This is a genomic window from Streptococcus oralis, from assembly GCF_001075875.1.
Lineage (GTDB): Bacteria > Bacillota > Bacilli > Lactobacillales > Streptococcaceae > Streptococcus > Streptococcus oralis_I.
Map to the genome: position 1 here is coordinate 39,298 of NZ_JUOS01000010.1, position 11,223 is coordinate 50,520.

Consider the following 11,223-nt stretch of genomic DNA (forward strand, 5'->3'; position numbering starts at 1 on the left):
TCTCCTCACATTCTCTTACCTTCATTATACACCTCACTACCCAATTAATAAAGGAGAAGACTATGCTATCTTCTCCTTTATTTATAATAATTAGTTTTTTAGAGCTGGGAGTTATCAGTCCTTATTTTTCTTTACGTTTAACTGTTAGTAAAGCCACTGATAAAACAAGACTGAGACTTGCTAGGAAGGCAGCTGTATCAGATCGACTTTCACCTGTTTCTGGAAGTCTTGCTGAATCTACTTTCTCTGAAGCATTTTCAAAGTTTTCTCCCTTAACTGCTGGCCCATGAGCTTGTTCTACTGGTTTTACTGGTTCTTGGTTTTGTTCTTTATAGACAATCGCATAAAGTCCTAGATCTTTGGTGACAAATTCAACCATGTCACCTACTAGCGTCACCTTTTGAACCTGTAAGCCTTGATCTAAGCTCATGTGATAAACTCCTTGAACCTGTCCCTTGACTGGTAATCTCACTAGGACAGCGCCTTTGAGTTCAACTTCTTGGTTGTCCTTATCCAGCAATTTCACTTGATAAGCATCGTAGTGCTTACCAGCTAATTCTTGACGTAGAACCTTTTGAACTTGAAGCTTGAGGTCTTTAGATAACTCTGTAGTTAGCCCTGCTACCAGAACTCCAGTTTCCTTATCAGTCAAGATTCGGACCTCTTCGGCTGGTTTAACAAGACTTGGTGCAGGCTCATTTCCAGCTGTAGCCACTGTTCCTGTGTATTCTGGTAATTCATTCTTAGCGGCTTCTAGAGCATTGACGCCACCTGTAAATTCTGGGACTTCATTCTTAGCTGCCTCTACTGCATTGACACCACCCTTGAATTCTGGGATTTCTACTACTGGAGCTAGCTCGTCGCCTACTGTGCCGATTGCCTCTGTGTATTCTGGCAACTCGTTTTTAGCAGCTTCTACTGCATTGACACCACCTTCAAATTCTGGTACTTCTACTACTGGTGCTGGTTCGTCGCCTACTGTGCCAATTGCATCTGTGTATTCTGGTAACTCTTGCTTAGCGGCTTCTACTGCATTGACACCACCCTTAAATTCTGGGACTTCTACTACTGGTGCTGGTTCGTCACCTACCGTGCCGATTGCATCTGTGTATTCTGGCAATTCATTCTTAGCGGCTTCTACTGCATTGACACCACCTTCAAATTCTGGAACTTCTACTACTGGTGCTGGCTCATCACCTGCTGTCCCGATTGCATCTGTGTATTCTGGCAACTCATGCTTAGCTGCTTCTGCAGCATTGACTCCACCCTTGAATTCTGGTACTTCTACTACTGGTGCTGGCTCATCACCCTTACTTGTAGTAATGGCTGGTTTGACCTTAACTTCAACAACTCGATCTTGCGCCTCAGTCGTATCTGTATGAACAGTGGTACGGTTAGAACCTAGAACCTCAACATAATCAACTCTTTCACCCTTCTTACCTTCTGAGATTACACGACGCTCATCTTGCGCTAAGTCATTGTTTTCACGAATAATTTCCTTAAATGGAATTTCAGTCTTGACAACCTCTAAACTTGGTCGTTCGAGAACAGGACTTTGGTCGCCTTCTTCAGGAACAATACGGTGACTAGGCTTAAAGTGAATACGATATTCCTTGACAAGACTACCATCCTTAGCAAGAAGACGAACAAGGCTAGGAAGGTTATCCTGACTAGACTCAACAACCGTTGTCACACCGTGACCACTTGCTTGAGCAGTCACCTGTGGTTTAGTGCCATTTAAGTTCACTGTATAATCTGAAACCGCAGGATCAAAGTTTTCCAATGCTTTTCCAGCAACCGAAATAGTCACTGAAGGAGTTTCCACATCGTTTGCTTTAGCAGGAGAGTAAGCACTAAATTCGACCATTGCTAGACCATTAGTTGTAGATTTACGAGTCATGCGTGCTCGAATAGCTGTTGTCTGAATTGGATCAAAGGTAAATTCGATTGGTTTACCAGCCACGATTTCTCCAGATGCTTTATAAGGAATTTCTTGCCAGTTTTCTGCCTTATTAAATGGATGATCCGCATTTTCTTCATAACGAGAAATGGTACTTGGTTCTGTATAGGCAGGGCCAACATATTTTTCTAATACCATTGTCGCTGGTGCGTCTGTTCCACTGTCTTTAAAGAACTGAATAGCTACTTTTCCAACAGACTGAGGTGTAATCTGACCATTCTTCTTAAAGAGAATTCCCACAGATGTTTCTTGGTCTTTCGGAGTACGAGACCAGTTAGTCCAACGTCCATCTTCGTTAAAGTGACCATCGTTGATATAGAAAATTTTATCCCGAGAAGCTGCTTGTGTATCATTTGTAGTAGACGCAAAGGCTTTAGAATCTGTCGCATTATTGCTTGGATTTTCTGAGATAACTTGATTACCTTTTGTAACAACTGTTACTTGCATCTTGGTTGTTAAGTCTGTTCCTAGAACATGACCAAGCACTTCAAAGTTACCTTCTTGGGCAGTCGCATGTTCTGGAATTGCATCCCATTGGACAGCAAGGTTAGCTTTAACCCAGCCATCTTGTGATGGATAGTAGACTGTTACTTCGGCAGGCAATTGAAGCTGATCGCCAACATTCAAGGTCTGGGCACTATTTTCCGCAGCTACTGGTTGTGTTGACTCTTTTTCGTCATCACGGAAGATACGATATTCTTTAAGAACAGTTCCATCCTCAGCTTTCAAAATAAGACGTGTCGCACCTTTTTCACTTGTTGCAGGAACAACCGTTACCAAACCGTTGTTGCTGGCTGTGGCAGTGATTTCCTTGCTTGCTTGAGGAATATAATAATCTGTCTTAGATGGATTGAAATGTTCGAGCTTCTTGCCATCTACTTGGATAGAAATTTCTGAGCTGGTAGCACTTGGAACCTTACTTCCTAAGATAGTGATTTCTGTTAAACCAATACCAGCCTTTCCATCTGCCTTCTTCATACGCATACGAACAGCATAAGTTTCAACCTTATCAAATGTAAAGTGGTTTGTTTGACCTGCAGATAATTGTCCAGGAGCTTTGAGATGTTCAACCTCTTTCCAGTTGGCAGCATTGTTAAATGGATGCTTGGTATCTCCTTGAGCATGATTGACATCGTTTGGAAGATCTGGAACTTCTTGACCGACATAGTATTCGATGACATATTCTTTTGGAAGTCCGATAGCTCCGTCTGTGTAGAAATCAACGGAAAGATTATCGACAAATCGTTTGGTCAAATCACCTGAATTACCAAACAAGATAGACGCCCAATCATTATCTGTGCCTGTTTGCCATGTAGTCCATCGATTCTTAACATCTGTATTGGCTCTTGAAACTGTCAAGTCGTTCAGGGTACTTGCCGAATCATCACCACCCGTATTGGATACAATAGCAGCTGGCAATTGAGAACCAGTCCACTGTTTAGAGATATTATTTCCAGCAACAACTTGACTAGAAACACGGACATGGGCCTTGGTAGTTAGATGGCTACCCACTAATTGACCCTTGATTTCATAGATACCTTCAGTCTGACTAAAGTTTTCAGGAACCTTGTCCCAAAGGACATCTTTATAGACAGTTGTTCCATTAGAATGGTAGGCACGTACGTTAGCTGGCAATTGAACAGTTTCACCCTTAGGTAGTGTTAAACTGATTTCTTCTGCAACCTGCAAACCTTCAACAGTTACATTTGCTACAGCTTCAATATCTGTACCTTCGACATGACCTTTAAGGGTAAAGCTATGATAGTAACCAAGTTCTTTGGCATCTACCTTATCCCAAGTTACAGCTACCTTACGAGGCAAGCCCTTATCAAATTCTGCTCCGATTTGATCAGGCAAATTCGGTTGCTGATTGATATCTGTAGAGATAGAAACAGGATGTAGCTTGACAATTTTCTTGTCTACTGTATTTTCTTTAATCACAAGTTCAGTTGCTACAGACTGAGTCTTATCAGTTTGATTGTCAATACGAGGAGTGAGGGTTACACTACCTTTCTTGTAAAGAAGCAAGTTCTGACCATTCACCTCAAGATGAGCACCATCAGCTGACTTAACTTCCAAATGGATATCTGACGCCGAAAATTCAGTTTGTGTACCATCTTCGTAGTGCCCAATGACATGATAAGGGAGAACTTGGTCTTCTGTTGCAGTCTCTTTTCCTTCAACGCTTACTTCCAAGCGTGTCAAGGCAGGCGCTTCTTTCACAAACTGAATCAAATAAGTTTGAGCCAAATCGCCCTTCTGGTCACTCAAAAATACAGAAGCCTGATAATCATTGGCAGCTGAGGCTTGTTGAACTGTTACCTGATAGCCAGTGGTTTGTGCACCAACATTTGGAATCTTAGCAGTATAAGGAAGGGATACTCGGTAGTAGGTCTTTCCAGACTCAAAGTCAGCGAGAGCCTTGTCACCAACAGTGAGACCTGTAACAGTATTTTCTGTTTCCTTATCACTTGCGATAAAGGTTGCTGTCACCTCGTAGTCATTGCCTTCCAATTTACCAGTTGCTTCAGTACGTCCACCTTCTTTTTTCAAGGCATCAGGATCTTTCAAGGTCCAAGAAACGACATCCGCATCAACCAAGTTACCATCTGACAAAACAGCCGTTACAGTTTTATCCAAATCTTCTGCTGCTGTTCCCACTGGGACTGTTGCTACCTTAGGCAACCACTTATCGAGTGCAACCACCTTAACAAGGGCTTCAGCCTTGGCTTCGAGTCCTTCCACACTACCAAGAACTTTTTTATCACCAGCACTTGCAAGGAGATCATCTGGGATGTCCCAAGTCACAGCTTTTTCTTCGACACTACCATCGCTATAAATAGCTGTCACGGTTTCTGGCAATTTAGGATTTTCGCTAACATCTGTAGTCGCCTTCACAGGGGCAAAAGCGACAAAATGACGATTTTCTTTTTTGCCTGAAACAGTTGTAACCGTCGCCTTGTCAGAAGCCAATCCTGCAGAATCCGCATATAGAGTAAATTTACCTTCTTTTTCAGTAGATTTTACAATGACAACACCTTTACCATTGAAGGCTTTTCTTTGCCATGTACCATCTTTCTGAGCTTTATAACGTTCACGGCTAGCTTGTTCTCCATTGTCCACACCGACAATTTGTCCTTGCCCATGAAGATTGAAATGAACAAGATTGTTAGCTGTTGGAACAACATTGCCATCTTCATCAACGATTTCATAATAGATATAAGATAAATCTTTACCGTCTGCAGTGATGACATGTTCTTCCTTGGTGAGTCGAACTCTAGCTGGTTCCCCTGCTGTTGTCACACTATCACGCGCAATTTCTTTGCCATTTTCATCACGAGCAATAGCAGTTAAGGTACCTGGTTTATAGTCAACCAACCACTCAAGATACAATTCACTTGGTTTAGCTCCCTCGTGATAAGGACGCCCATCTTCAGTTGTTTTCTTAACAAATTCTTTCTTACCAAGGGACTCGTTATTCAAGAACAATTCTACGCTAGCGGCATTTGAGAAGGTCCGAACTGGAACCTTGCCATTGATGAGCATATTACGTTCCTTGAGCGTTTCTTCTGTCCAATTCCAGTGAGGCATGATACGAACAGTTGGTTTTTCTTTGGCACTATACCACTCACTGCGATAGAGATAGAAATCATTCTTAGGCAATCCTGCCGTATCAATGATACCAAAGTAAGAGCTTTTCACTGGTGTATTATCTTGATTATGCCATGGTGTAGGTTCCCCGATATAGTCGAAACCAGTCCAGATAAACTGGCCTGCATAGCCAGCACGATCACGGTCAAAGGTCCAAGATTCAGTAGCTGTTCTACCCCAGGCTACACGATCATTACCATAGTCTGATTGTTCATAGTGACGATTTGGACGATTGTCGTGCCAGAGTAAATGAGCAGGATCAAAATAAGAATCTCGAGTTCGAGTTGCTGAAGAAGTTTCAGAACCGTAGATCAACCAGTCTGGATGGGCTTTACGAACAGCATCGTAAAAACGCTCTCCATAGTTCATACCTACAGCATCCATGATTGCTGCTAATTCTAAGAACAAGCCTGTAGAAGCACGACTGAACTTATTTTCACCCATAGTCACATAGCGCTCTGTATCAATTGCTTTGATAATAGCTTTCAAACGCTTGGCTGTTTCTAGTGAACGAGCTCCACCATCAGCCTCATCAACTTCATTACCGAGTGACCACATAACGATAGATGGATTATTTTTATCACGTTCGACCATGGTTCTGAGGTCAAAATCAGACCACTTTTCACCCTTCTTAGCTTCTGGGTGAGTTGCATCTTGGTCAAAGAAACGTCCATAGTCATACGTTTTCTTACCACGATACCAAGTATCAAAGGCTTCTTCTTGGACCAAAAGTCCTAAACTAGCCGCAGCATCTAACAACTGTGGACTTGCTGGATTGTGGGTTGTACGGATAGAGTTAACTCCCATATCTTTTAGGAGTTTTAATTTTCGGTAGGTTGCCTTATAGTTTTCTTCTGCCCCCAAGGCTCCATTATCATGGTGAATACTAACTCCATGGAATTTCATTCTCTCGCCATTAAGAGAGAAGCCTTCCTTGGCTGTCCAGTTGAAATAACGATAACCAAAAGTATCTTCTGTCACATCAACTAGCTGCCCGTCATTATAAACCTTGGTTTTTAGAACATAGAGTTGAGGATGGTAGCTTTTTGTTGTCCAGAGAGTTGGTTTATTAACCAAAATCGTTTGTTTAAAGTCAGCTGTCTCATTTCCTGCTAGACTCTTAGTTACAGAACGAACCAAATCTGAAACAGCCCTACCTTCTTTGGTAAAAATCTGTTGTTCTACAAATACCTTAGCTAGAGTCTTGGCAGTGTTTTTTACCTTGCTTTGGATTTGTGTTTCAACATTGCCATCTTTTTGTTCAGCCAATTTTGGAGTGGTAATATGGTTTCCATTTTCAGCCACCTGTACCTTATCACGATAGCTTAAAGTCACATCTCGATAGATACCGCTTCCTGAGTACCAACGACTACTTGGCTGCTTATTAGTAACTTGGACCGCAATGGTATTTTCACTACCATCTTTATTTAAAAATTCAGTGATGTCATATGAAAAATGATTATAACCACTTGGATAGTGACCTACAAATTTGCCATTTACATAAACCTTAGAGTCCATGTAAACTCCATCAAAATTAATACGAACGTCTTTGTCCTTGGCAGCTTCATCAACCGTGAAGGTCTTACGATACCAGGCAGTACCACCATTTAATTGACCACCTTCATTTCGAGCAGGAGACTTGTGATCAAAATCAAAATAGATACTCCAGTCATGAGGAAGGTTCAACTTAGACCAGTCATGAACATCAACATCTTTCTTAGAAAAATCACCCTGAGCGTTTAATTTAAAATACCAGTCTTTGTTGAAATTTTGTTTTCTTTCCTGTAAAAGTTGGTCTTCTTTTTCCTTCTCTTTTGTGGCTTGAGGCAATTCACTTGCCGAAGCTTTTTCTTCCTTGCTTTTATCGTCCGTTACAGGTTTATTCTGATTAGGTGTACCTGAATGTTCTTCTCGAACTGCTGGCTTGTCAGAACTTGCTTCTGAATCTGTAGACTCTTTCCCATCCACTTCAGTAGCAGGTTTTTCAGTTTTTTCAACTTTGTCTTTTTTAGGGCTAACTACTTCTGCTTCCTTTTCTTCCTTAGGATTTGTAGCCTCAGTCATCTTTTCTTCAGTTACTGGTTTTGCTGGTTCAACCGCATCATTTTCTTCTTCAGTAGCGGAATCTTGTGGGCCATTTTGCTCAGCTTTTGCAATGGCCGCAGCAAGATCATCTGGAAGCTTATCTAAAGGTTGAACTTGATGAATTGTTTCCTCGCTGGAACTAGTTGTTTCAGTTTCAGCAGCTTGAGCCACCTGAAGACCAAATATACTAGCTCCAATCATAACCGAAGCCGCACCAATGGCAAATTTACGAATACTATAATGACACCGTCTTTCAAAAAATCTCTTATCCATTATTGTTCCTTTCCAATGTTCTAGTAAGCGATTACATTTTACTCCAAAAAATAAACCTCCCTCTAGACGCTTACTTATTTTGTCCATATAAATATTGATGCTTTTAATATATCAAAATAGTAGAGTTTTTTCAATAATTTGTAGAAGTTTTACTGTAATTTTATTAAAATAAGTGCAAGAAAAAAACAAGTTCACTTTTTAGAACTTGTTTCTTCACTATCTAGAATAAATGCTTGTTCTATCTATCCAAGCTACGCAATGCAGCCTGATAAGTTTGCTCCATTAGCATAGTAATGGTCATAGGCCCAACTCCACCAGGTACAGGCGTGATATGACTAGCGATTGGCGCAACAGCCTCATAGTCAACATCTCCACAGAGTTTGCCATTTTCATCTCTGTTCATCCCCACATCAATAACAACAGCCCCAGGTTTGACAAAGTCAGCAGTCACAAATTTGGCACGACCGATAGCTACTACAAGAATGTCGGCTTTAGAAGCTACTTGGGCTAAATTATGGGTGCGAGAGTGGGTCAAGGTTACAGTTGCATTCTTAGCCAACAGTAACTGGGCCATGGGTTTCCCAACAATATTGGAACGACCAATAACGACAGCATTTTTACCTTCTAAGTCAATCCCATACTCATGAAACATTTCCATAATACCAGCAGGAGTTGAAGGAATCATAACTGGGTGACCAGACCAAAGGCGTCCCATGTTGAGCGGATGAAAACCATCCACATCCTTTTCTGGATCAATGGCTAGTAGAACAGCCTCTTCATCGATGTGTTTTGGTAAAGGCAATTGAACCAAAATCCCATGCCAAGCTGGATCTTGATTGTATTTGGCAATCAAATCCAACAATTCCTCTTGGGTAATTGTTTCAGGAACTCGCACAACTTCACTCTGGAATCCTGCTGCAATAGCTGAACGTTCCTTGTTACGAACGTAAACTTGGCTGGCTGGATTTTCTCCAACTAAAATAACGACTAAGCCAGGCACCAATCCCGTCTCTTCTTTCAATTTCGCAGTCTTTTCAGCCAATTGTCCCTGTAACTTAGCCGCCAAGGCCTTCCCATCAATAATCTGTGTCATGTGTTTTCTCTTTTCTAACAAATATCTTCTATTATATCAAAAAAACACTTGTCCCTCTAACACTTCTTACCTAAGAGACCTTATAGTCTGAAACTATAAGAAAAAGCCCACTTGGAGCTTTTCATGATATTCTTACAAAACCTTACTCAAAAAATCCTTGGTTCTTTGTTCTTGGGTTTGTTCAAAGACTTGCTCTGGAGTTCCATCTTCGACAACAACACCGTCAGCCATAAAGATGACGCGGTCTGCCACTTCACGCGCAAAACCCATCTCATGCGTCACGATGACCATGGTCATTCCTGACTTAGCAAGTTCTTGCATAACCGCTAGTACTTCCCCTACCATTTCTGGGTCTAGGGCAGAAGTCGGTTCATCAAAAAGTAGGACATCTGGTTCCATGGCAAGACCACGCGCAATAGCAATACGTTGTTGCTGCCCACCAGACAAACTTTGTGGATAAGCATCTGCCTTATCTGGTAAACCAACCTTTTCCAAAAGCTCATGGGCTCTCTTCTCAGCAACTTCCTTACTTTCCCCTTTGGTCTTGATAGGAGAAAGCGTGATGTTTTCCATTACTGTCATATTTGGAAAGAGATTGAACTGTTGGAATACCATTCCCATCTTTTCACGCATGGCAAAGAGGTCATTTTTCTTATCCGTAATATCCACTCCTTCAAAGATGACCTTGCCTTTTGTCGCTTCTTCGAGGAGATTCATGGAGCGAAGGAGGGTTGACTTCCCGCTACCTGACGGTCCGATAATCACCACAACTTCTCCCTTTTTAATCTCCAGATCAATTCCTTTTAAAACTTCATTTTTCCCAAAATTTTTATGAAGGTTTTCAATTTTTATAAGCGTTTCAGTCATTATTTTTTCTCTCCTTGTCCCATACGATTTTCAAAAGCTTTCAAGGCTAGTGTCAAGATAGAGGTCATAATCAAGTAGTAAAAGGCTGCAAATAAGAGTGGAGTTAAAGGTAAGTAGGTGGTTGTTGACACCGTAGTAGCTCCATTCCACAATTCCATGACACCGATTGCTGACAAGAGTGAACTATCCTTGATAATGGTAATAAACTCATTCCCCAAGGCTGGCAAGATATTCTTGATGGCCTGTGGCAAGATGACATAGCGCATAGCATTTTTAGGACGAATCCCTAGAGAGTAAGCCGCCTCTAATTGCCCTTTAGGTACTGCATTGATACCAGCACGAACTGTTTCTGATACATAGGCACCACTATTCATAGAGATAATGATAATCCCTGGAATCAAACGTGAAAAATCAACTCCCAAAACTCCAATCTGAATTGTAGGAGCATTGATGTGCATAAGAGCAAAAGCAATCATGATCTGTACCATCATAGGTGTTCCACGGAAAATCCAAATATAAATATTGGCAAGCCAAGCTAAGGGCTTCATTTTAGAACGTTGAGCAAAAGCCAAGACTATCCCTAAAATTGTCCCCAAAAAGACAACCAAAACAGAAATCAAGACCGTTACGAGAGCACCATAATTAAAATATGGCAGATATTTAGGTAAAAAAGAAAAATTCATAAATTCACTACTTTCTAATTCTAACTTAAAACTTGTATGAGTATAACATGTTTTGAATAAAAATGCAATCTTTTTCCTTTTATTTTCAATAAAATTTCAAAGAAAACAGAAATAGCGAGAAATCTTAGTTTTTTCTAGTCAAGTGGATACTCTTTATGGTAAAATAGTAACGATAAGAAATGGAGGAGAATCAAAATGGAATCACATTTGGTTAGAATCATCAACCGCCTAGAAGCAATGACAAAAGATGGTGGTAACTTAAAACGTAACTTTGAGCGCGAGGGAGTTGTTGTAGCTGAAGTTGCTTTTAACCATGATGAAGAAAATGGCCCAATCTTTACACTTCGTGATGTTGAAGCTCGTGAAACATATACTTTTGACAGCATCGACTTGATTGCGATGGAAATTTACGAACTTCTATACTAATAATAGATATACAGAGGTTGGGAAAAAAGATCCCGACCTCACTTTTTATTAGCAATCAAACTTTGACGCGGTAGCTGATTGGACTTTTCGTTCGTCTTTTAGACTCCTAAAACTCCTAATCATCTTCGCGGGGCTGGGACTACGAAATCGAGACTTTGTCTATCGATTTCTGTCCCACCGCCTTT

The 11,223-nt window shown here is 41.0% G+C and carries 5 protein-coding genes; 1 reads left to right on the top strand and 4 read right to left on the bottom strand.

Annotated features, from left to right (window positions below):
- Positions 1 to 121: 121 nt before the first annotated feature.
- From ADM33_RS00560 to ADM33_RS00575, 4 genes are all read right to left on the bottom strand, one after another.
- Positions 122 to 7,969, bottom strand: a complete 7,848-nt coding sequence (locus tag ADM33_RS00560; RefSeq protein WP_049502719.1) for an SIALI-17 repeat-containing surface protein — start codon at positions 7,967 to 7,969, stop codon at positions 122 to 124.
- Positions 7,970 to 8,207: 238 nt separating this feature from the next.
- Entirely contained in the window at positions 8,208 to 9,062 is an 855-nt protein-coding gene (locus tag ADM33_RS00565) for a bifunctional methylenetetrahydrofolate dehydrogenase/methenyltetrahydrofolate cyclohydrolase (RefSeq protein ID WP_049502720.1), read from the bottom strand.
- 132 nt (positions 9,063 to 9,194) lie between these two features.
- Complete coding sequence (locus ADM33_RS00570; protein ID WP_049502721.1) at positions 9,195 to 9,929, bottom strand: amino acid ABC transporter ATP-binding protein; 735 nt, start codon at positions 9,927 to 9,929, stop codon at positions 9,195 to 9,197.
- Positions 9,929 to 10,612: an amino acid ABC transporter permease gene (locus ADM33_RS00575; protein WP_049502722.1), complete on the bottom strand. Its 684-nt coding sequence runs from the start codon at positions 10,610 to 10,612 to the stop codon at positions 9,929 to 9,931. Before ADM33_RS00575 ends, ADM33_RS00570 begins: the two co-directional genes overlap by 1 nt.
- Before the next feature lie 195 nt (positions 10,613 to 10,807).
- Between ADM33_RS00575 and ADM33_RS00580 the strand changes: the two genes are divergently transcribed.
- The gene (locus ADM33_RS00580; protein WP_000443576.1) at positions 10,808 to 11,038 is read left to right on the top strand and encodes a DUF1797 family protein; all 231 of its coding nucleotides are present in this window, start codon (positions 10,808 to 10,810) and stop codon (positions 11,036 to 11,038) included.
- The last annotated feature ends 185 nt before the right edge of the window (positions 11,039 to 11,223 follow it).

What these genes read in the sequence shown, in the direction of transcription:
- ADM33_RS00580 (WP_000443576.1), top strand. Translation starts at nt 10,808, where the DNA reads ATGGAATCACATTTGGTTAGAATCATCAACCGCCTAGAAGCAATGACA.
- ADM33_RS00570 (WP_049502721.1), bottom strand. Translation starts at nt 9,929, where the DNA reads ATGACTGAAACGCTTATAAAAATTGAAAACCTTCATAAAAATTTTGGG.
- ADM33_RS00565 (WP_049502720.1), bottom strand. Translation starts at nt 9,062, where the DNA reads ATGACACAGATTATTGATGGGAAGGCCTTGGCGGCTAAGTTACAGGGA.
- ADM33_RS00575 (WP_049502722.1), bottom strand. Translation starts at nt 10,612, where the DNA reads ATGAATTTTTCTTTTTTACCTAAATATCTGCCATATTTTAATTATGGT.
- ADM33_RS00560 (WP_049502719.1), bottom strand. Translation starts at nt 7,969, where the DNA reads ATGGATAAGAGATTTTTTGAAAGACGGTGTCATTATAGTATTCGTAAA.